Raw genomic sequence first — 21,003 nt, 5'->3', positions numbered from 1 at the left:
CAATCGTCATGCCTGCATCGGGTCGCCGGGTGCCCATTCCTCGCCGCCGCGCGCTGGATCCGCGAGCAGCGTGCGATAAATCGCGAGGTAATCGCGCGTCATGCGCTCGGCGCTGAAGCGCCGCTCGAAGCTGCGCCGGCAATCGTTGCGACGAATGGTGCCGAGTTTCTGCACTGCACGCACGGCCTGTTCGACATCGTCGACGATGAAACCCGTCACGCCATGCTCGACGATCTCCGCCACCGCACCGCGCCGGAAAGCGATCGCGGGCGTGCCGGAAGCCATCGCCTCGATGAGCACGAGGCCGAAGGGCTCCTCCCAGCCGATCGGAAACATCAACGCACGCGCGTGGGAGAAGAGTTCGAGGCGCGTCTCGCCGCCCACTTCGCCGAGATATTCGACGAACGATTGCGAGGCCTCCAGCATCGGATAAATCTCTTCCCTGAACCACGCGCGTTCGCCGGGATGCACGGCCGCGGCGATCTTGAGTGGCAGCCCCGCGCGCCGCGCGATATCGACGGCGCGCTCGATTCCCTTCTCGGGCATCATGCGGCCCACGAAAAGCAGATAGTCGCCGCCGTTCGGAGAGAAGCGCATGGCATCGAGCGGCAGGCCATGATGCACGGTGCCGATCCAGTTGGCGTGCGGTGTGTCCTTGCGCTGGCTGTCCGAGATGGAAACGAGCGGCGCATCGGGATAAGCCTCGTAGAGCGGACCGTGATCGGGCACGAGCAGTCGGCCGTGCACGGTCGTAAGCGACGGACACGACATATACCGCTGCAATGGCAGATGAAACGGCTCGCCGTGGAAGTGAACGAGGTCGAACTGCGCGGAGCGGCGCACGACGGCGTCGAGCTGACGCAGATGATGGCTCGTCGTATCCCACACGCGTTCGTCACGCCAGAGTCCCACCGGATGTGTCGCGCGAAGGCGCGCCTGGGTCTTGGAGTCGCCCGCAGCGAACAATGTGACGTCGTGACCCCACGCGACGAGTTGTTCCGTCAGCGCGGAAACGACGCGTTCGGTCGCGCCATAGGCTTTGGGGGGAACGCTTTCATAGAGCGGTGCAACTTGTGCGATCTTCATTTTGCGGTCCTTGCGGGCCGTTCGCTGCAAGCCCGATTGCTTGCGGATGACGGATAAGCTCGCCGAGCAATCGAAGGGCCACACGCGCGACGATCGCGGGTCGCGCTCGAAGCAGGCACGTCGCCGCCGCGATTCAGATCATTTGTCCTGGACGCCGGGCTTCGCCGGATGGCCGATTGCGCCGCCGGTGTGCTGATTGTCGTGGCCGGCGAGATATCGATCGATCAGCCGGCGCGCCTGTTCGACGCCGCCGCGCAGCGCTTCCGCGCTCGTCAGCCAGTTGGGTTCGACCGTCTCGACTCGAGGCAGAGCGACCGGCCGTCCGTTGCGGGTGACGCGCAGCTCGGGTGTCCAGTCGCCGGTTGGCGTTTGTTTCGTCGATACCTCGACGTCGTAGCCGCCAAGGGAAAAGGTCTCGGTTTTCATCGTCGGTCTTGTATCGGTTGGATCGGTTGTTTCGGGTGAACGAGGTCGCAGCAGCAGGCCCTATGCCCGACAGGCATCGAATCTGCTGTAAGCACGCATCGCATCGTGCACGACGCACGCAGCAGCGGCCTCAGGAGAAGAGTCAATGTCCGAATCGCAAGCAGGCGCCGAGTCGCCCCACCTCGACCACGATCAGCGCGAGCAAGCCGCGGATCATTCGACGCCGCATGCGCTCGTCATCCACGAAATCGTGCGCGAAGAGGGCGAAACCGCGATGGAGCGCACGGCCTCGGCGCTCATATGGTCCGGGCTCGCGGCCGGTCTTTCGATGGGTTTCTCCTTTCTCGTTCAGGCGATCTTGCAAAGCGAGCTGCCTGCATCCAAATCGCAGCATCTGATTGCAAGCCTGGGATATACGATCGGCTTCGTGTTCGTCATCCTCGGGCGTCAGCAGCTTTTCACCGAAAGCACGCTGACAGCGGTGCTGCCCGTGCTCACGCGGCGTGACTTGCGGACAGTGGGTAAAACGCTGCGCCTATGGTCGATCGTGTTGTTGTCCAACCTCGTCGGAACGGCCGTATTCGCCGCGCTTCTGCAGTTCAAGGACGTGTTCGATCCCGACGTCAACGCGGCGCTCGCGGAGGTCGCGCGTGCGCCTTTCAGCGCCGGCTTCGGCGTCACACTGGTACGCGCCGTCTTCGCCGGCTGGCTGATCGCGCTGATGGTCTGGCTCTTGCCGAGCGCGCGGTCCCCGCGCCTGCTCACCATCCTGCTCGTGACTTACACCGTCGGCGTGAGCAAGCTGACGCACGTCATCGCCAGTTCGGCCGAGGCCGCGTATGCCGTGATGACGCACGCCGCGAGCATCGGCGATTACTTCGGCGTGTTCCTGCTGCCGACGCTTCTCGGGAACATGATCGGCGGGATATCGATGGTCGCGATCGTCAACCATGCGGCCATTGCGCCGGAAATCGGCGACACGCAGTAACGCGGACTCTGTCGGCCCGGAGCCGTGGACCGCTGCACCGTCAGCGGGATTTATCGCACCACGGCTGGGTCATTGCTGAACCGGCGTGGATCACGCCCGGTCGCCGCTAGTCGCGACGCTGATGCCAAATCGTTGATTTAACGGCGGAATCTGTCACTGGCACGGACAGTGCATTGTGCGTTCAACTTGTATTCAAGATTGAACTCATGAACGCGACCGCATCTGCCGGCGATCACGCACCGCTCACCGTTCGCGCACTTCTCGATGCGTACGCGCGCGGCGATACCGACCCGCAGCGAATCGCCGTAGCGACGCTTGCTCGTATCGAAGCGAGTGATCGCCCGGAAGCATGGACGCTCGTCGTTCCGGCAGCGGATCTGCAAACGACGGCAGCGTCGCTTGCACGCGAGCTCGCCGAAGCCGGACCCGCGATCTTCGAGCGCAAGCCTTTATTCGGCGTGCCGTTCGCGGTGAAGGACAACATCGACATTGCGGGCTTGCCGACGACCGCCGCATGTCCGGCGTTCGCCTATACGCCCGGCGAAACGGCGTTCGCCGTGCAGCGCTTGATCGATGCGGGCGCGATGCTCATCGGCAAGACGAATCTCGATCAGTTCGCGACCGGGCTCGTCGGCACGCGCTCGCCGCATGGCGCCGTGCAACACGTTAGTCATCCGGAATATGTGTCGGGCGGATCGAGTTCCGGTTCGGCGGTGACGGTGGCGCAGGGCATCGTCGCGTTTTCGCTCGGCACCGATACCGCCGGCTCGGGCCGCGTGCCGGCGGGTTTCAACGGCATCGTCGGATTGAAGCCGTCGCTGGGGCTCGTCAGCAAGCGCGGGGTCGTGCCCGCGTGCAAGAGTCTCGATACGCTATCGATCTTCGCGCACGACGTCGCCGATGCCTGGATCGTGCTGCAGCAGATGGCCACTTTCGATGCGCTCGACGGTTATTCGCGCCGCGTCGCAGCGCTCGGCTTGCTGCCGGATGCGCCGCGCGTCGCAATTCCCGACACGCTGGAATTCTTCGGCGACACGCACGCGGCCGACGCCTTCGCGGCGACGCTGGATCGTCTGCAACTCGAACCCGCGACGTTTCCCTTCGCGCCGATGCAACGCGCGGCCGCGTTGCTGTACGACGGTCCGTGGGTCGCGGAACGCCGCGCGGCGCTGGGCGATTTCTTCGTCACGAACCGCGATGACATCGATCCGACCGTAGCGAAAGTGATCGGCAAGGCCGACGCATTCTCCGCCGCCGACGCATTCAACGCGCAATACGAACTCACGCTGCTGAAGCGTGAGGCGGAAGCGTTGTTCGAACGTTTCGATATCCTGATCGTTCCCACGACGCCGACGCATCCGACCATCGCGCAAGTGCAGGCGAACCCGGTCGAAGTGAACAGCCGTCTCGGCGTCTATACGAACTTCGTCAATCTGCTCGACCTGTGCGCGCTCGCCGTGCCGGGACCGCCGCGCGCCGACGGCTTGCCCGCGGGCATCACGCTCATTGGGCCAGCGGGCGCGGATCGGAGACTCGCGGCATTGGGCGCGAAGATTCAGGCACTTTCCGATGCCAGCATCGATCCGCTGCCGATCCAGGAGCCAAGCATCGAGCTCGCCGTAGTCGGCGCACATCTGCGCGGCATGCCGCTCGAATGGCAGATGAAGCAGGCGGGCGCGCGGTTCATCGAAGAAACGATGACGTCGCCGCACTACACGCTCTACGCATTAGCCGATACGCAGCCGCCGAAGCCCGGACTCGTGCGCACCGAAAACGAGGGTGCCGCGATCGCCATCGAGATATGGGAGATGCCTATGCGGACCTTCGGCGCATTCGTCGCGGCGATTCCCGCGCCGCTCGGTATCGGCACGGTCACGACCGCCGATGGCCGCATCGTCAAAGGCTTCATCTGCGAACCGGCCGCCGTCGCGCCGGACAGCGGCGCACGCGACATCACTTCCTTCGGCGGCTGGCGCGCGTATCGGCACAGCCTCGTCTCTTCATCCAGCGATCAACTCAAACAGGAAGCTACATCATGACCAATCGCCGCCAGTTCATCCAAGGCGCGGGCGCGCTCGCGCTCGGCAGCGCGCTGCCCTTCGATCTCGCCTTCGGCGCAAGCAATCTCACCGTCGGCGTGATCTATGTCGGCGCGAAGGGCGATTACGGCTATAACCAGGCGCAGGCTCAGGCCGCCGCGATCATCAAGAAGATGCCGGGCGTGAAGGTGGTCGAGGAAGAGAACGTGCCCGAGACCGTGGCCGTGCAAAAGACGATGGAAGCGATGATCGAACAGGACGGCGCGACGCTCATCTTCGCGACTTCGTTCGGCTATTTCGATCCGCATGTGCTGAAGATGGCCGCGAAGTATCCGAAGGTCCGCTTCGCGCATTGCGGCGGTTTGTGGAAGCAGGGCAATCCGCCGAATATCGCGAGCTACTTCGGCTATATCGATGAATGTCAGTACCTCAACGGCGTCGTCGCTGGACACGTGAGCAAGAGCAAGAAGCTCGGTTTCGTCGCCGCCAAGCCGATTCCACAAGTGCTGCGCAATATCAATGCGTTCACGCTCGGCGCGCAATCGGTGGATCCGTCTATCACCACGCACGTCATCTTCACCGGCGACTGGTCGATGCCGGTCAAGGAAGCCGAAGCGGCCAACAGTCTCGTCGATCAGGGGTGCGATGTGCTGACCTGTCACGTCGACGGTCCGAAGGTCGTCATCGAAACGGCGGAGAAGCGCGGCGCGATGAGTTGCGGCTATCACGCGAGTCAGGCCGCGCTTGCGCCGAAGGGTTATCTGACGGGCGCGGAGTGGGATTGGGCGACGCCTTTCAAGGAACTCGTCACGGATGCGCAGACCAGCAAGCCGCAGCCCAACATTCTGCGCGGCGGCCTGAAGGAAGGCTTCGTGAAGATGTCGCCCTACGGCGCGAAAGTCACGGCCGATGCGAAGTCCAATGCCGACACCATCAAGACGAAGATGGCCGCGGGGGATTACGTGATCTTCAAAGGCCCGATGAAGGACAACAAGGGCGGCAGTGCCATCGCATCGGGCACGGCTTACGCGCAGACGGATATCAAGCTGGAAAGCATGAACTATCTCGTCGCGGGCGTCGTCGGGCAGATCTGATTCATTCCTTCGCGGAGCCGGCATGCGTTCCTATCCTCTGTTACCGCGCGTGGCGCTGGGCGCATTGCCCGCTTTGCCGACGTTGTGCGCGCTCATCGGCACGCTGGTGCTGTTCTCGCTATTCCTGCTCGTGCAGGGCCAGCCCGCCGACGATGCGCTCGTGCTGATCGCGCAAGGCGCATTCGGCTCGTCGTTCGCGTGGCAGAGCACGTTGCTGCGCGCCGCGCCGCTGATGCTCACCGCGTTGTGCGTCGCGTTGCCTGCGCAGGTCGGGCTGATCGTGATCGGTGGCGAAGGCGCGCTCGCGCTCGGCGGACTCGCATCGGCGGTCGTGGCGACGGTCGTGCCCGCCGCGATGCCGTGGTTCGTCGTCGCTCCGTTGATGGCGCTCGCCGGCATGATCGCGGGCGGCGTGTGGATCGGCGCGGTCGGCGCAATGCGGCAACTGCGCGGCGTCAACGAGACGATCAGCAGTCTGTTGATGTCGTATATCGCGATTGCATTGTTCAAGCATCTCGTCGAAGGACCGTTGCGCGATCCCGCGAGTCTCAACAAGCCTTCGACGCTGCCCGTTCCCGACGCGTTCTCGATCGGTTCGTTGCCGGGTCTCGACGTGCATTGGGGCTTGTTCTGGGGCGCGCTCGCGTGCGTCGCGGCATGGGTCTTCGTGCGCCACAGCACCAAAGGCTTCGCGATGCGCATCGCGGGCGGCAACAACCATGCGGCGAAGCTCGTCGGGCTGCCGGTGAACAAGCTCGCGATCGCGGCCTGCGCGATGGGCGGCGCGGCGGCCGGTCTCGCGGCCATGTTCGAAGTCGCGGCGGTGCAGGGCAGCGCGAACGCATCGCTGCTGGCGGGTTACGGCTATGCGGGGATTCTCGTGGCGTTCGCGGCGCGTCAGAACCCGTTGGCGATCATTCTGTGCGCGGTGCTCGTCGGCGGTATCGAAGCGAGCGGTTCGCTTCTGCAACGCCGCCTGGGTCTGCCCGATGCCACCACGCTCGTCCTGCAAGGTCTGCTCTTTGCCAACCTGCTCGCGTGGGAAGCGATGGGCGGTCGTCTCGCGGCGTGGCGCATCAGGCTGCAGGCGATGACCGTCGCGCGCTCGTCGGTTCGACTGGAGGGCACTCATGTTTGACGCACATTCACCCGTCGCGGTGCTGCTGCTGTCGTTGTTCGCGGGCGCCATCCGCGTGAGCACGCCGTATTTGTTCGTGAGCATCGGCGAATGTCTGACGGAGAAGGGCGGGCGCGTCAATCTCGGCCTCGAAGGCATTCTCGTATCCGGCGCGATGACCGGTTATGCGGCCGCGTATCTGTCCGGCTCGCCGTGGCTCGGCGTGCTGGCGGCCGGCTGCGCGGGGTTGCTGCTCGGCTGCCTGCACGGTCTCGTGTGCTCGTTGCCGCGCGTGTCGGACATCGCGTTCGGCATCGCGCTGATGCTGGTCGGCACCGGCCTCGCGTTCTATCTCGGCAAGCCGTTCATCGAGCCGCAAGCGCCGATGTTGTCATCGATCGATCTCGGTGCTTGGGCTTCGTCGCCGCAGTTGCATAACGCGTTGCATGTCAATCCGCTCTTCATCATCGGCGTCGCGCTGGCGTTCGCGTTGCAATGGGGCTTGCGACATACGCGTTGGGGCATGGCTTTGCGTCTCGTCGGCGAGAACGCGGAAAGCGCCCGCGCGATGGGTTATCCGATCACGCGCGTTCGCATTCTCGCGACGACGGTCGGCGGCTTCTTCGCGGGCGTAGGCGGCGCGTATCTGTCGCTGGTGTATCCGGGAAGCTGGAACGAAGGCTTGTCGAGCGGACAAGGCCTGATGGCCGTCGCGCTCGTCATCTTCGCGCGCTGGCAGCCGTTGCGATGCCTGTGGGCCGCGCTGATCTTCGGCGCAGCGGGCGCGCTCGGACCCGCGTTGCAGGCCATCGGCGTGACGAGCGGTTACTACCTTTTCAATGCGGCGCCTTACGTCCTCACCCTCGTCATCATGATCGTCAATTGCCGTCCCGACCGCACGCTCGCGGGTGCGCCCGGCGAACTGAGTCTCACGCGTTGAACCCTATTTTCATGGAGTCGAACACATGAGCCGCTTCATCGAAGCACGTCCCTATCCGTGGCCCTACGACGGCAATCTGCGGCCGGAGAACACCGCGCTCGTCATCATCGACATGCAGACGGACTTTTGCGGCATCGGCGGCTATGTCGACAAGATGGGCTATGACCTCTCGATGACGCGCGCGCCCATCGAACCGATCAGGAACGTGCTCACGCTGATGCGCGAGCAAGGCTTCACGATCATTCATACGCGCGAAGGGCACCGGCCCGATCTGTCGGATTTGCCCGCCAACAAGCGATGGAGAAGCCGTCGCGCGGGCACGAACGGCATCGGCATCGGCGATGAAGGACCCTGCGGCAAGATACTCGTGCGCGGCGAACCGGGCTGGGAAATCATCGATGAACTGAAGCCGATCGAAGGCGAGATCGTCATCGACAAGCCAGGCAAAGGCTCGTTCTGCGCAACGGACCTCGAAATGGTATTGCGCACGCGCGGCATCGTGAATCTGGTGCTCACGGGCATCACGACCGATGTCTGCGTTCACACGACGATGCGCGAAGCGAACGATCGCGGCTTCGAATGCACCATTCTCGCGGATTGTTGCGGCGCGACCGATCAGGGCAATCACGACGCCGCGCTCAACATGGTGCTGATGCAGGGCGGCGTATTCGGCACGGTGTCGGATTCGAAGGCTTTGCTCGCGACGCTGGGACGCTGACCATGAACGCACCGACCAAAGCGATGAGCGTGGAAGTGCTCGGCGCGACGAAGCGTTTCGGCGCTTTCACCGCGCTCGACGACGTGACGCTCAAAGTGCGCGCGGGCACCGTGCATGCGCTGCTCGGCGAAAACGGCGCGGGCAAGAGTACGCTCGTGAAAGGGCTCGTCGGTTATGGCGTGCTCGATCACGGCGAGATCATCGCGGATGCGCGGCAGGTGAGAATCGCGTCGCCGCGCGATGCACAGGCGCTCGGCATCGGCATGGTGTATCAGCATTTCACGCTGGCGGCGGGCTTGTCGGTCGAAGAGAATTTGCTGCTCGCGCGCGGGCGATTGCCGTGGAAGATCGACTGGCCGAAGGAACGTGCGGCGCTCGATGCCTTCATGCGTTCGATGCCCTTTCGTCTGCCTCTCGATGCGCCCGTCGCCGGTCTCGCCGCAGGAGAAAAGCAGAAGCTCGAGATTCTGAAACAGCTTTATTTGCAGCAGCGTTTCCTCATTCTCGATGAACCCACGTCCGTGCTCACGCCGCAGGAAGCAGACGAAGTGCTCGGCCTGATGCGCGATCTCGCCACGCGCGGCGAGCTGACCGTGTTGATGATCACGCACAAGTTCCGTGAAGTGATGGCGTATGCCGACGACGTGACCGTGTTGCGCAAGGGCAGGCTCGTCGGGACGAGCGCGGTCGCGGATACGAGCCGCGACAAGCTCGCCGCGTGGATGATGGGCGGTGAATCCGCGAAGCACGACGATCCCGAACTCGCCGGAATGCAGCCCGGACGCAAGCCGCTCGATGCGGCTTCGCCCGTGCGTCTCGCGCTGTCCAGTCTCAACGTCGTCGATGATCGTGGACATCGGGCGGTGCGCGATGTTTCGCTCAGCGTGAAGTCGGGCGAGATACTCGGCATCGCGGGCGTATCGGGCAACGGGCAGAAGGAACTGATCGAAGCGCTCGTCGGCCAGCGCCGCGTGCAAAGCGGTGAAATGCACATGCATGGCGAGCCATACCGCGCGACGCGTGAAGAGATGACGCGGCTGCGCGTATTTGCGCTCCCCGAAGAACCGCTGCGCAATGCGTGCGTCGCGAACATGAGCATCGCGGAAAACCTCGCCTTGCGCGACTTCGACCGTGCGCCGATGAAGCGTCACGGCTGGCGTCTCGATCGCCGTGCGATGCGCGAACGCGCCGAACGTCTCATCGCCGAATTCAACGTGAAACCGCCGGTGCCGGCGCGCGCCATCGGCACGTTGTCGGGCGGCAACGTGCAGCGCGCCGTGCTCGCGCGCGAGCTCGGGCAAGCGGTGGATGTGCTGATCGTCGCGAATCCCGTATTCGGACTGGACTTCGCATCGGTCGCGGACATCCACGCGCGCATTCTCGCCGCACGCGATGCAGGCGCCGCAGTGCTGCTCGTCAGCGAAGACCTCGATGAACTGCTGGAACTGGCGGATCGCATCGCGGTGATCGCGGAAGGGCGGCTGGTACACGAAACGGCTGCGAGCGGCGCGGATCGCGTCGCGTTGGGAAGACACATGGCGGGTCATGTCGAAAGCGCCACGCGCGCTGCGTCAGAGCCGCTCGCCGTTCACGCATAAAGGAGCAAGGAAGAATGAGTTCGAGCGGTCTCGGTGGATTGAACAAGTCGCCGCAAGGCATCGTCGTGGGTCTCGTGCAGTTGCAGAATCCGGCTGTCGCCACCCCGGAGCAACTGGCCGCGCAGACACGGCGCATCGTCGAACTGATCGGCAAGGCGCGCCGCAACAATCCGTCGATGGATCTGGTCGTGTTTCCCGAATACATGCTGCACGGCCTGTCGATGGATACGAACGATGCCATCATGTGCTCGCTCGACGGTCCCGAAGTGGCCGCGTTCAAGGCGGCGTGCATCGAGCATCGCATCTGGGGATGCTTCTCCATCATGGAGCGCAATCCAGGCGGCAATCCCTATAACAGCGGGATCATCATCGACGATCGGGGCGAGGTGCGACTCTACTATCGCAAGATGCATCCGTGGGTGCCGGTCGAGCCGTGGGAGCCGGGCAATCTCGGCGTGCCGGTGTGCATCGGGCCGAAGGGCGCGAAGCTCTCGCTCATCATCTGTCACGACGGCATGTTTCCGGAGATGGCGCGCGAAGCCGCTTACAAGGGCGCGGAAATCATCTTGCGCACGGCGGGCTATACCGCGCCCATTCGCCATGCCTGGCAAATCACCAATCAGTCGAACGCATTCCAGAATCTCGCGCAGACCGCGAGCGTGTGTCTGTGCGGCAGCGACGGCACGTTCGACTCGATGGGCGAAGGCATGTTCTGCGATTTCGACGGCACGGTGTTGGTCGAAGGCAGTCATCGCCCGGATGAGATCATCACCTGTGAAATGCGCCCCGATCTCGTGCGCGAAGCGCGCATTCACTGGGGCGTCGAAAACAACATCTATCAGTTCGGACATCGCGGCTATGTCGCCGTGAAGGGCGGCGCGCAGGATTGTCCTTACACGTTCATGCAGGACATGGTGCGTGGCGAATATCGTCTGCCGTGGGAGGACGAAGTCGTCGTGAAAGACGGGACGTCATGCGGTTTTTCGAAACCCGAACGCCGATACGAGGGCTGACGCCATGCCTACCCTGACCCGCGCCCGGCCGTCTCCGTTCACGTTCGATGTAGCGCATACGGCGTTGATCGTCATCGACATGCAGCGCGACTTCGTGGAGCCGGGCGGCTTCGGCGAAGCGCTCGGCAACGATGTGTCGCTGCTGACGTCGATCGTGCCGACCGTTGCGCAACTGATCGAACATGCGCGCGATCGCGGCTGGCTCGTCGTGCATACGCGCGAATCGCACGCGCCCGATCTCTCCGATTGTCCGGATGCGAAGCGGCTGCGCGGCGCGCCACGAGCGCGCATCGGCGATATGGGACCGATGGGCCGCATTCTCGTTCGCGGCGAACCGGGCAACGCCATCGTCGATGCGGTCGCGCCCATTACGGGCGAGATCGTCATCGACAAGCCCGGCAAAGGGGCCTTTTACGCAACGCGCCTCGGCGAAGAGCTTGCGCGATGCGGCATCACGCATCTCGTGTTCGCAGGCGTCACGACCGAAGTATGCGTGCAGACGAGCATGCGCGAAGCGAACGATCGCGGCTACGAATGCGTGCTGATAGAAGACGCGACGGCGAGCTACATACCGTCGTTCAAGACTGCGACCATCGAGATGATTCGCTCGCAGGGCGGCATCGTCGGATGGACGGCCACGCTCGCCGATGTGCTGGAGAATTGATGGAACTGAATCGTCCGGAAACGGTGGCTGAAGTCGAGCGCGCGTTCATCGCCTATGAGAAGGCGCTCGTCGATAACGATGTGGCTACCATGAACGCGCTCTTCTGGCACGCGCCGGAAACGGTACGATACGGCATCGCCGAAGTGCAGCATGGCGGCGATGAAATTCGCCGCTGGCGCGAGACGTGCGCGCCGGTGCCGCGTTCGCGGCGTTTGCATCGAACGGTGGTCACGACTTTCGGCACGGATTACGCTTCGATCAGCACCGAATTCACGAGCGATGCCACGCCTTTGCTCGGACGTCAGATGCAGACGTGGGCGCGCATCGGCAATGCATCGAATGCGTTCGCGGGGTGGACCATCGTCGCGGCGCACGTGAGCCTGATCGAAACGCCCTGAAGAGGCATTACACGGAGACATCGAATCAACTCGCCCAAACTCACGGAGCGCAGTGCCGTGCGCGCCATTCAGAGCGCCAATCCGCTTGCCGAGCAGGTTTATCAGCAGTTGAAGCAGGACATCTTCAGCTTTCGCCTGTTTCCCGGCGACCGCTTCTCGGAGACCGACATCGCGCAATACTACGGGGTGTCGCGTACGCCGATGCGCGACGCGCTGTTCCGCCTGCTGCGCGAAGGCTATCTCGAAGTCGGTTTCAGGCGTGGCTGGAAGGTGTCGGAGATCAACTTCGCGCAGCTCGATCAGTTGTATGACTTGCGAATCGTGCTGGAGACCGCATCGCTCGACAAACTCGCGAGCAGCGCGCCACCGCATCCGGAAGTGGATGCGCTCAAGTCGGTGTGGTGCGTTTCGCCCGATGCGCAGGAAAGCGATCCCGTCGCGATGTTTCGCCTGGACGAGGACTTTCACCGCGGACTCGTGCGCGCAAGCGGCAACGGCGAGATGCTGCGCGTGCATAACGAAGTGACGGAGCGCATCCGCATCGTGCGGCGGCTGGATTTCTTGAAGCCGCATCGCACTAGCGCAACTTACGACGAGCACGCGAAAATGCTGCGCTTCATCGATCGCGGCAAGTGCGGCGAAGCGGCGATGCTGCTGCGCGCGCATATCACGCAAAGCAAGCTGGAAGTGCGCAAGATCACCGTTTCCATGCTGACGGAAGCGCGCGACCGCAAGCTGCCTTTCGTCGACTGAGCGAACGGGAATGTAGCGGACGCAGACGTTCGGAATCAGCCGCTCCGCAGGGAGCGGCCGATCTCACTACGCGTTACAGCGGCGTCTTTTTCGCCGGCGGAACCGCGCCGTCGGCTACGTCCCGGTTGCCCGCCGTCCGCTCGACTTCCACTTCGGTACCGCGCACCGTGTCGTGAATGGTTTCGGTGCGGTTCGTTTCTTCCTTGCCGACGACCACTTCCTCGACCACGCGCGCCGTCTTCGCCACGACGGGCTGCTCGGCCGTTTCCCTGATCTCGACGAAGCCTTCCTTCAGATCCGCCACCGTCGCCGGACGATCCACCGGCCGACGCTCGATGTTCGCGTGTTCTTCACGCAGATTCACCGATTCGCTCACCGGCGTTTCGGTCACCCGCGAATAGACGCGCACGCCGCCCGTCTGCACTTCGCGCTTGCCGACTTCGACGGATTCCTTCACGACGGGAAAGGCCTGCCGTTCAGCGGCGATCTCATCGGCCGTATAAGCCGGCGCATTGCGGTCATAGCCGCTATAGCCCGTGCTGCGCCATTGCTCGACGCGCGTGTCGATGTCGATGGCGCCGGCTGCATAGAGCGCGTCGCGCACGCGTTCGATCGACGATTCGTCGATCACATCCACCGTCAACAGCGCGCCGCCGCGACGGACCGCTTCGTGATAGTGGCCGATTTCCTCGGGCTGATCGTGATCGCCGAACAGGTTCTTGAAGAAGTGCTCGATGCGCGCCATCGCGCCTTCGTGATGCTCGCCGGCGGGACGGTCGGTGGCATCGCCGGACACGGACGCGGACGCGCTCATATCGTTCGCATGCACGTTCATATTCGTGCGGGCGACGCCTTCCGTTTCGAGGCGCGTCTGAGCAAGTTCCGCGTCCTGAAGCGTATTGAATACACCGATGATGGTCTGGCTCATTGCATTATCTCCGTGAGAGTGATTCGGGTATCGAGAGGTGCGCCGGTCCATATGCGCAACGGCCGTTCCCGCCTCGGGTGCGGGTGAATCTAGCCGGCATCCGGATCGGGCTTCCACTTGCCGCTCGTGCCTTCGCGGCGTTCGACCACCAATTCTTCGGAGTTCAGAAGAACCTGGTGGACGACGTCCTGTTGCGTCTCTCGCGTCGTCACATGCACCTCTTCTTTCAACGTGAGCTGCATGCGAACGACTGGCACGTATTCGTACACAGGAATGATGAGCGTGTCGCCTTCGCGACGCGGCTCGGCACGTTCCTCGACCGGACGATTCACGGCCACGCGCCTGACTTCCACCTTTTCGGCGCTCAGGCGCATGCTGACCGGCTGCATCTCTTCATGCACCACCTTGCGAACGCGCACGGCGCCGGTCTCCGTCCGCTTCACGTCGACGGACAATTCCTCCTGCACGGCGGAAAGCCGGAGCGCGTCGGACGTGCCGGACGAGTCCGCGTTCGTCGCGTTCGGGGTCGTGGGCTTGTCATCGGCGCTCATCGGCGTCTCCGTTGAAGCGTGGTCAGGTCGTCGGCCGGGCGCGCTCAAAGGCGGGCGCCTGCCTGCACGGTGCGATTGCGAGGGGCCGCGTTCTTGCGATCCAGCGCGGAGCCGCCGCCTTCCTCGACCGGCGGCTGATGACGAAAGCCCGCGCCGCCCGAAACGATCGCGATGATCGCGCCGACGACGAGCGCCGCGAACGAGAACCAGCTTGCGCGAGCGACGCCACGCGCGGCGGTGTCGGCGGCCTGGCGCGCGTTCTGTTCGGCATCCGGAGAGGATGCAGCCGACGCCGCCGATGCCATCGCCGCCTGCACTTGCTGCTTCGCGGAGTCGATGAGCTGATTGTTCCCGCCCGCCTGATTCGCGGCGGTCGCGCCGGCTTGTGCGCCGACTTGCGCGGTGGTTGCGACGATGCTGCCGGCCGTGCTCACCGCGCCCGTAATCAGCGAGGTCATGCCGAACACGACGAGCAGCGTCATCACCGCCCATGACAGCAGACCGTGGAGCCATCCGAGGACGGGCGCGCAGCGTCCGGCGTAATAGGAGCCGACGAAAACCGCGAGCACGGTCGTGACGATCACCCATACGCCCGAGCCGAAACCGAAGCCGTGCAACGTATCGGGCTTCGACAACGGCGAGAGGAGCGATGCGCCGATCGCCGTGCCGAGCACGCTCATGATGAGATAGACGATCATCGAAAGGATGACGCCCGCGATGATCGAACCCCACGACAGGCGCGGCAGGCCTTCTTGAGTAGTAAGCAGTTTCATGATGTCTCCAGGAAGAGTTGCGGCGTCGATGCGCGCGGCACTGATGCGCAAGCGCTGTGCCGCGCGCAAGTTTTGAATCGGCGCGTAAATGCGAGTGATTCAGACGCCGTCTGATCGATGGATCCGCCTGCTCGGGGCGTCACTTCGCGGCGGGAGGGAAGCGTGCGTCAGTGGAGCAGAGCACGAGAGACGTATGACTTGCGGGAATGCGATGGGATTTGCATCGGGCGCAGGCGCTGGTTCACAGCGACGCACTTCACTTCAGCGGACTGCGGCCCATAGCAATGACACACCCGACGACACCATCAGCGCATCGACGATGAACCGGAAGGTGTTAGCGGACATGCGCGCGACGATCCCGCGCGCGCAAAACGTGCCTGCCATGATCGCCGCGCCGGTAATCAACCCTTGAGCGACCACTTGAGCGGGCAGGGCGCCGAACTGCTGAAAGGCCGCGACTTTCGCACCGTAGACGATCAGCGAACCGGTAGCTTCGGTCGCGAGAAACGCGCCCTTCACAAGGCCGTAGTTCATGAAAACCGGCACGGTGATCGGTCCGGTCGAAACGACGATGCCCGTCAGGAAGCCGACCGGTGCGCCAATCAGCGCGAGCTGGAAGAGCGAGAGGCGCATGGCCCGGCGGGCGAGCCATCGGCGCGTGGGCACCATCGCGATAAAGAAGAGACCAAGCGCTAGCTCGACCGCGTGCGGCGGGAGCGCAAGCAGCGTGTGAACCCCTAATATCGCGCCGGGCGCGGCTGTCGCGCCATAGGCAATGGAAGCTTTCCAGTCGATCTCGCGCCACCAGGACAGGACCTTGCCGAGATTGCCCATGATCGCGGCGATGGCCATGATCGGAACGGCCTGCTGCGGGCCGTAGATGAGCACGAGCACGGGCATCAACAGCATCGACGAGCCGGTGCCGATCACGCCGCTCAAAACACCCGCCATCCAACCCACGCTCAATACGATCAGGTATCCCATCGAGGTCTCCATGCGCCAGCGCCGATTCTAGCCGCGGACGCGAAACCCGCGAGACGCTGGTTTCAAGCGGATGCGCGAGTTGCGGCATGCACGCAACGCCGCATTGCATGGAAGATTGACTTCACTCAATTGCCGTGGGAACTGTGTAACACTATTGTCACAATCTAATTTTCGACAGCCTGGCGTCAGCGTCACGTCCATTCAAAGGAAATCGATTCGCCGTGCTGGTTCTTCTCAATCTGCTCTCTGGCGTCGCCCTCCTGGTTTGGGGCTCACATATCATTCGCACCGGCATTCTCCGGGTGCTCGGCGCCGATCTCCGCGCCATTCTGGGCCGTAGCACCGGCAGCAAGACGCGCGCATTTCTGGCGGGCATCGGCGTGACGAGCCTCGTGCAGAGTAGCAACGCCACAGCCGTCATCATTACATCGTTCGCCGCGCAGGGACTGGTGCCGCTCGCGGCCGGGCTAACGGTTCTGCTCGGCGCGGATGTCGGCACCGCGTTGATGGCGCGAGTGCTGACGCTCGACCTGTCATGGCTTTCGCCGATCCTGATCCTGTTCGGCGTGCCGCTTTTCCTGACCCGGAAGCAGACGCGGGCGGGGCAGGTGGGCCGAACCATCATCGGACTCGGATTGATTCTGCTGGCGCTGCATCTCATCGTCGAAGCGGCTCAGCCGATGATGCAGGGCGCCGGCGTCAGGGTGATGTTCGGCGCGCTCACAGGCGACACGATGCTCGACGCGCTCGTGGGCGCGGGCTTCGCGATGCTCTCGTATTCGAGCCTCGCCGCAGTCCTGTTGACGGCGACACTGGCGTCGTCGGGCGTCATCTCGCTGAAGGTCGCCTTGTGCCTCGTCGTCGGCGCGAATCTGGGCAGCGGGCTCCTGGCGCTCTTGAACGCGCTGCCGCAGAACGCGGCAGCACGGCGTCTTTCCGCTGGCAGCTTCGCATTCAAACTGGCCGGCGCGATCATCATTCTGCCTTTCGCATCGCTGCTCGCACGCGGATTGCCGGTTCTGATCGCCAATCCGCGCGAAGCCGTAGTCGGTTTCCATGTGATCTACAACACCGTGCGCTGCTGCGCGTGTCTCGCCCTCGTCGAACGGGTCGCTGCGATCAGCCGGCGTTTGCTGCCGGATCGCACGGTCGCGACCGGCGAGTTGCGCCCGCTGTACCTGGATCCGGCAGGCCTCGTGACGCCGAGCCTCGCGCTGGCGAATGCTTCGCGTGAAGTGCTTCGCATCGGCGACATCGTGCGCGTCATGCTCGATAACGTCGCCGATCTGCTGAGACGCAATGATCTCGCCGTCGCCCGCGAAACCATGCGCATGGACGACGACGTCGACCAGCTCTACGCGGAAGTGAAAAGCTATCTGACGCTGATCTCCCGCGAGCAGCTCGACGAGGCGGAAAGCCGTCGCTGGACGGACATCATTTCGCTGACGATCAATCTCGAGCATGCGGGAGACATCATCGAGCGAATCGTCAGTGATATCGAAGAGAAGAAAATCTCGCAACGGCTCGCGTTCTCGGAACAGGGCCTGGGCGAACTCGACGATCTGCATGCGCGGCTCATCAGTAACCTGCGGCTCGGATTGTCGGTGTTTCTCAACAACGATCTGCGATGCGCCGAGCAGTTGCTGGCCGAGAAGGAACGCTTTCGCGATCTGGAGCGCGCCTACTCGCACAAGCATCTGGACCGGCTGGCGGGACAAAGCTCGCGCAGCGTGGAAACCAGCGCGCTGCACCTGGATCTCATCGGCAATATGAAACGGCTGAACTCGCTCTTCTGTTCGACGGCGTATCCCGTGCTCGATGCGGCGGGCGCGCTGCATGACACGCGTCTGCGCAAGCGCTCGCTCGACACGCTGCACGTCAAGGAATGACGCAGCTCACGCAAGCACCAGGTCGCCCACTGTCTTCTTGAGCGCACGCAAATCCGCGGCCTCGCCGGACTTGCGATCGGTCACGAGAACGTCGATGTCGCGAGGCGCGCAAAACGTGATGCGGCTGCGCTGGCCGATCTTGCTGTGATCGGCGAGGATCGCGACGCGGTCCGCATTCTCGACCATCGCCCGGGCAATCTCGGCTTCTGCACGATCGAAGTTGCTCGCCCCGTGCCGCTGATCGATGCCGACGGGCGAGAGCATCGCCAGATCGGCGCGGTATCGCCGGATGTCGAGCACGGTCGTCGCGCCCGTCGTGGCCGCCGCGCGCTCGCTGAGCATGCCGCCGAGCAGGATGACTTCGTTCATCGCGCGCACGCGCTCATGCGGTCCCGATGTGCCGCGCAACCGCAGCGCGACATCGACCGAATTCGTGACGATGGTGAGATTGGCGAGCTTCGCAAGCTCGTCCGCGAGGATGGCGGTCGTGGTTCCGGCATCGACGAATACGGTTTGCCCGGCGTGAACGATGCCGATTGCCGCCCGCGCGATGGCCGACTTCGCGCGCACGTTCGCGCGGGCGCGTTCGGCGATGGGCGCCTCGTCGCTCGACGGGACGGCGCCGCCATGCACGCGCCGTAGCGCACCCGCCTGCTCCAGATCGAGCAAGTCGCGGCGCACCGTTTCGCGCGACACGGAAAGCTCCGCCATGATCCTCTCGTTCGAGACACGGCCGAGCATCGACAGGAGCGCGCGTATGCGCTGATGACGATCTTTCTGCCACATAGGGAATGCTCGATGGTGGAAGCAACAATGAGAATTGCGCTGGCACGCTGTTGTTCAGCTTACATCCGTCATAAGCGAAAGTTGTACTTTTTTGGCAGCTTGCAAATTTGAGGATTTGAAACTAGCCTGCATCAGCAATCGGCGGTTCTCTTCAACGCACTACCTTCCTTTCGGGAACAGCGATGACGATGAAGCGTATCTGGGCGGGCCGTCTCCTTTCGATCTCCACGGCAGCGGGACTCGCGGCGGGCGGCATCGACGCCGCATCGGCCGCGCCATCCGAGGCGCTCGTGGCCGCCGCGAAGCAGGAAGGACAGTTGACCACGATCGCGTTGCCGCACGACTGGTGCGGATACGGCGCGCTGATCGACACGTTCCAGAAGAAGTACGGCATCCACGTCAACGAGCTGAATCCGGATGCGGGCTCGGGCGACGAGATCGAAGCGATCAAGGCCAACAAGGGCAACAAGGGTCCGCAAGCGCCGGATGTGATCGATGTCGGCCTGTCGTTCGGTCCGTCCGCGAAGAAGGAAGGCTTGTTGCAGCCTTACAAGGTGTCGACGTGGGATTCGATCCCGGCTGCGTCGAAGGATGCGGAAGGCTACTGGTACGGCGACTACTACGGCGTGCTCGCGTTCGAAGTCAACGCGGACATGATCGACAAGCCGCCGTCCGATTGGGGCGATCTGCTCAAGTCCGACTATCGCAACGCGGTCTCGCTCGCGGGCGACCCGCGTTCGGCCAATCAGGCGATTCAGGCTGTCCATGCGGCGGGCCTTTCGCAGACGAAGGGTGACGCGTCGAAGGCCGACCAGGCGGGCCTCAAGTTCTTCGCCGATCTGAACAAGAGCGGCAACTTCGTGCCGGTGATCGGCAAGGCCGCGTCGCTCGCGCAGGGGACGACGCCGATCATCGTGCGTTGGGATTACAACGCGCTTGCCGATCGCGACACGCTCAAAGGCAATCCGAAAGTGCAGGTGATCGTGCCGAAGACGGGTGTCGTCGCGGGCGTCTATGTGCAGGCGATCAGCGCCTACGCACCGCATCCGAACGCCGCGAAATTGTGGATGGAATTCCTTTACTCCGACGAAGGGCAACTCGGCTGGCTGGCCGGATATTGCCATCCGATGCGCTATAACGAGCTGGTCGCGCAGAAGAAAGTGCCGCAGGCGCTGCTTGCCAAACTGCCGCCGGCATCGGCTTACAGCAACGCCGTGTTCCCGACGCTCGAACAGCAAAACGCCACGAAGGACGCCGTCACCAAAGGCTGGGATCAGGTCGTCGGCGCGAACGTGAAGTAGCCGCGAGTTCGCCGGAATGAGCGCATCTCCGCAGCCAGGCGCTTCGGGCCCGGATCTGCTGACGCCGGCCGCGCCCGCGCCGCAGTCCGGCCCCGCCCGCGCGAGCCGCGGCGCGGGCTGGCTCACGTATGCGGGCGTCGCGCCATTCTTTGCGTTCGCGCTGCTGTTTCTGTTGTTGCCCACCGCCTTTCTGATGATCGGCGCGTTTCAGGATGCGCAGGGACGCTTCACGCTGGCGAATCTTCGCGAACTGTTTCAGCCCGCCGTGCTCGATGCCTACTGGATCAGCGTGAAGGTGAGCGTGGCATCCGCCGCCGGCGGGACGCTGTTCGGCGCGTTGCTCGCCTGGGCAGCGGTGCATGGCCGCCTGCCGGCGTGGATCCGTCCGACGCTCATGACGTTCTCGGGCGTCGCGTCCAACTTCGCGGGCGTGCCGCTCGCGTTCGCATTCATCTGCACGTTAGGACGCGTGGGCCTCGTCACGGTGCTGGCGCGCAAATACCTCGGCGTCAATCTGTATTCGACCGGCTTCAGCATCCTCAGCTTCGTCGGGCTGACCATTACCTACCTGTACTTCCAGATTCCGTTGATGGTCCTCATCATCACGCCCGCGCTCGACGGTCTCAAACGCGAGTGGCGCGAAGCGTGCGACTGTCTCGGCGGCACGGCCGCGCAGTACTGGCGATACGTCGGTTTGCCGGTCCTGTGGCCGAGCGTGCTCGGCGCGGCGCTGCTGCTCTTCGCCAACGCGTTCGGCGCAGTGGCCACGGCGTATGCGCTGACGGGCAGCTCGCTCAACATCGTGCCGATTCTGCTGTATGCGCAGATTCGCGGCGACGTGCTGCATAACCAGAACCTCGGCTATGCGCTCGCGCTCGGCATGATCGTGGTCACCGGCTTGTCGAACGGCGGCTACATCTGGTTGCGCGCGAGGGCCGAAAGGGGACGCGCATGAAG

21 protein-coding genes are annotated in these 21,003 nt (G+C 63.8%); 14 read left to right on the top strand and 7 right to left on the bottom strand.

Features of this window, described 5'->3' with window-relative positions; genetic code table 11:
- Nucleotides 1–6: 6 nt before the first annotated feature.
- Together NCS67_RS26300 and NCS67_RS26295 are read right to left on the bottom strand one after the other, a co-directional pair.
- On the bottom strand, nucleotides 7–1,086 hold the full coding sequence (locus NCS67_RS26300; RefSeq protein WP_250437272.1) for a glycosyltransferase family 4 protein: 1,080 nt from the start codon (nucleotides 1,084–1,086) through the stop codon (nucleotides 7–9).
- Nucleotides 1,087–1,224: 138 nt separating this feature from the next.
- On the bottom strand, nucleotides 1,225–1,512 hold the full coding sequence (locus tag NCS67_RS26295) for a DUF6566 family protein (protein WP_008346683.1): 288 nt from the start codon (nucleotides 1,510–1,512) through the stop codon (nucleotides 1,225–1,227).
- A gap of 145 nt (nucleotides 1,513–1,657) precedes the next feature.
- On the opposite strand from NCS67_RS26295, the gene NCS67_RS26290 reads away from it, so the two are divergent.
- The 11 genes from NCS67_RS26290 to NCS67_RS26240 all read left to right on the top strand — a co-directional run bounded on the left by NCS67_RS26290 (nucleotide 1,658) and on the right by NCS67_RS26240 (nucleotide 12,834).
- Nucleotides 1,658–2,500 carry a formate/nitrite transporter family protein gene (locus tag NCS67_RS26290; protein ID WP_250437271.1) on the top strand — a complete coding sequence of 281 codons (843 nt, stop codon included), beginning with the start codon at nucleotides 1,658–1,660 and terminating at the stop codon, nucleotides 2,498–2,500.
- Nucleotides 2,501–2,706: 206 nt separating this feature from the next.
- Nucleotides 2,707–4,539 (top strand): allophanate hydrolase, encoded by a 1,833-nt coding sequence (gene atzF, locus NCS67_RS26285; RefSeq protein WP_250437270.1) that lies wholly within the window; start codon nucleotides 2,707–2,709, stop codon nucleotides 4,537–4,539.
- Nucleotides 4,536–5,633 (top strand): BMP family ABC transporter substrate-binding protein, encoded by a 1,098-nt coding sequence (locus NCS67_RS26280; protein ID WP_250437269.1) that lies wholly within the window; start codon nucleotides 4,536–4,538, stop codon nucleotides 5,631–5,633. The genes atzF and NCS67_RS26280 overlap by 4 nt, the downstream gene beginning before the upstream one ends.
- Before the next feature lie 22 nt (nucleotides 5,634–5,655).
- A complete protein-coding gene (locus tag NCS67_RS26275) occupies nucleotides 5,656–6,771 on the top strand; it encodes an ABC transporter permease (protein ID WP_250437268.1) in 1,116 nt (371 codons plus the stop codon).
- Nucleotides 6,764–7,690: an ABC transporter permease gene (locus NCS67_RS26270; protein WP_008346674.1), complete on the top strand. Its 927-nt coding sequence runs from the start codon at nucleotides 6,764–6,766 to the stop codon at nucleotides 7,688–7,690. The genes NCS67_RS26275 and NCS67_RS26270 overlap by 8 nt, the downstream gene beginning before the upstream one ends.
- 25 nt (nucleotides 7,691–7,715) lie before the next feature.
- On the top strand, nucleotides 7,716–8,408 hold the full coding sequence (gene biuH / locus NCS67_RS26265; RefSeq protein ID WP_008346673.1) for a biuret amidohydrolase: 693 nt from the start codon (nucleotides 7,716–7,718) through the stop codon (nucleotides 8,406–8,408).
- A gap of 2 nt (nucleotides 8,409–8,410) precedes the next feature.
- On the top strand, nucleotides 8,411–10,006 hold the full coding sequence (locus NCS67_RS26260; RefSeq protein WP_250437266.1) for an ABC transporter ATP-binding protein: 1,596 nt from the start codon (nucleotides 8,411–8,413) through the stop codon (nucleotides 10,004–10,006).
- A 14-nt stretch (nucleotides 10,007–10,020) separates the two neighbouring features.
- On the top strand, nucleotides 10,021–11,019 hold the full coding sequence (locus NCS67_RS26255) for a formamidase (RefSeq protein ID WP_008346670.1): 999 nt from the start codon (nucleotides 10,021–10,023) through the stop codon (nucleotides 11,017–11,019).
- 4 nt (nucleotides 11,020–11,023) lie between these two features.
- Nucleotides 11,024–11,683, top strand: coding sequence for a cysteine hydrolase family protein (locus NCS67_RS26250; protein WP_033535797.1), 660 nt, complete (start codon nucleotides 11,024–11,026; stop codon nucleotides 11,681–11,683).
- Complete coding sequence (gene hpxZ / locus NCS67_RS26245) at nucleotides 11,683–12,081, top strand: oxalurate catabolism protein HpxZ (protein WP_250437264.1); 399 nt, start codon at nucleotides 11,683–11,685, stop codon at nucleotides 12,079–12,081. Before NCS67_RS26250 ends, hpxZ begins: the two co-directional genes overlap by 1 nt.
- A gap of 57 nt (nucleotides 12,082–12,138) precedes the next feature.
- Nucleotides 12,139–12,834 carry a GntR family transcriptional regulator gene (locus NCS67_RS26240; RefSeq protein ID WP_008346667.1) on the top strand — a complete coding sequence of 232 codons (696 nt, stop codon included), beginning with the start codon at nucleotides 12,139–12,141 and terminating at the stop codon, nucleotides 12,832–12,834.
- A 73-nt stretch (nucleotides 12,835–12,907) separates the two neighbouring features.
- On the opposite strand, the gene NCS67_RS26235 is transcribed toward NCS67_RS26240, so the two are convergent.
- The 4 genes from NCS67_RS26235 to NCS67_RS26220 all read right to left on the bottom strand — a co-directional run bounded on the left by NCS67_RS26235 (nucleotide 12,908) and on the right by NCS67_RS26220 (nucleotide 16,070).
- Complete coding sequence (locus tag NCS67_RS26235) at nucleotides 12,908–13,762, bottom strand: YsnF/AvaK domain-containing protein (RefSeq protein ID WP_250437263.1); 855 nt, start codon at nucleotides 13,760–13,762, stop codon at nucleotides 12,908–12,910.
- 89 nt (nucleotides 13,763–13,851) lie between these two features.
- Complete coding sequence (locus tag NCS67_RS26230) at nucleotides 13,852–14,313, bottom strand: YsnF/AvaK domain-containing protein (protein ID WP_250437262.1); 462 nt, start codon at nucleotides 14,311–14,313, stop codon at nucleotides 13,852–13,854.
- A 44-nt stretch (nucleotides 14,314–14,357) separates the two neighbouring features.
- On the bottom strand, nucleotides 14,358–15,086 hold the full coding sequence (locus NCS67_RS26225; protein WP_250437261.1) for a YrzE family protein: 729 nt from the start codon (nucleotides 15,084–15,086) through the stop codon (nucleotides 14,358–14,360).
- A 261-nt stretch (nucleotides 15,087–15,347) separates the two neighbouring features.
- On the bottom strand, nucleotides 15,348–16,070 hold the full coding sequence (locus NCS67_RS26220) for a sulfite exporter TauE/SafE family protein (RefSeq protein ID WP_008346663.1): 723 nt from the start codon (nucleotides 16,068–16,070) through the stop codon (nucleotides 15,348–15,350).
- A 221-nt stretch (nucleotides 16,071–16,291) separates the two neighbouring features.
- Here NCS67_RS26220 and NCS67_RS26215 point away from each other — a divergent pair, with 221 nt between their 5' ends.
- Nucleotides 16,292–17,959: a Na/Pi cotransporter family protein gene (locus tag NCS67_RS26215; protein WP_250437260.1), complete on the top strand. Its 1,668-nt coding sequence runs from the start codon at nucleotides 16,292–16,294 to the stop codon at nucleotides 17,957–17,959.
- Nucleotides 17,960–17,965: 6 nt separating this feature from the next.
- Here NCS67_RS26215 and NCS67_RS26210 read toward each other — a convergent pair whose 3' ends face one another.
- Nucleotides 17,966–18,745 (bottom strand): DeoR/GlpR family DNA-binding transcription regulator, encoded by a 780-nt coding sequence (locus NCS67_RS26210; protein WP_008346661.1) that lies wholly within the window; start codon nucleotides 18,743–18,745, stop codon nucleotides 17,966–17,968.
- Nucleotides 18,746–18,927: 182 nt separating this feature from the next.
- Here NCS67_RS26210 and NCS67_RS26205 point away from each other — a divergent pair, with 182 nt between their 5' ends.
- Together NCS67_RS26205 and NCS67_RS26200 are read left to right on the top strand one after the other, a co-directional pair.
- A complete protein-coding gene (locus NCS67_RS26205) occupies nucleotides 18,928–20,046 on the top strand; it encodes an ABC transporter substrate-binding protein (protein ID WP_175981664.1) in 1,119 nt (372 codons plus the stop codon).
- Nucleotides 20,047–20,062: 16 nt separating this feature from the next.
- Complete coding sequence (locus NCS67_RS26200) at nucleotides 20,063–21,001, top strand: ABC transporter permease (protein WP_175981666.1); 939 nt, start codon at nucleotides 20,063–20,065, stop codon at nucleotides 20,999–21,001.
- Nucleotides 21,002–21,003 lie beyond the last annotated feature (2 nt).

It is taken from the genome of Caballeronia sp. ATUFL_F2_KS9A (assembly GCF_023630765.1).
GTDB lineage: Bacteria > Pseudomonadota > Gammaproteobacteria > Burkholderiales > Burkholderiaceae > Caballeronia > Caballeronia zhejiangensis.
This window is presented reverse-complemented; position numbering and strand designations above follow the sequence as displayed.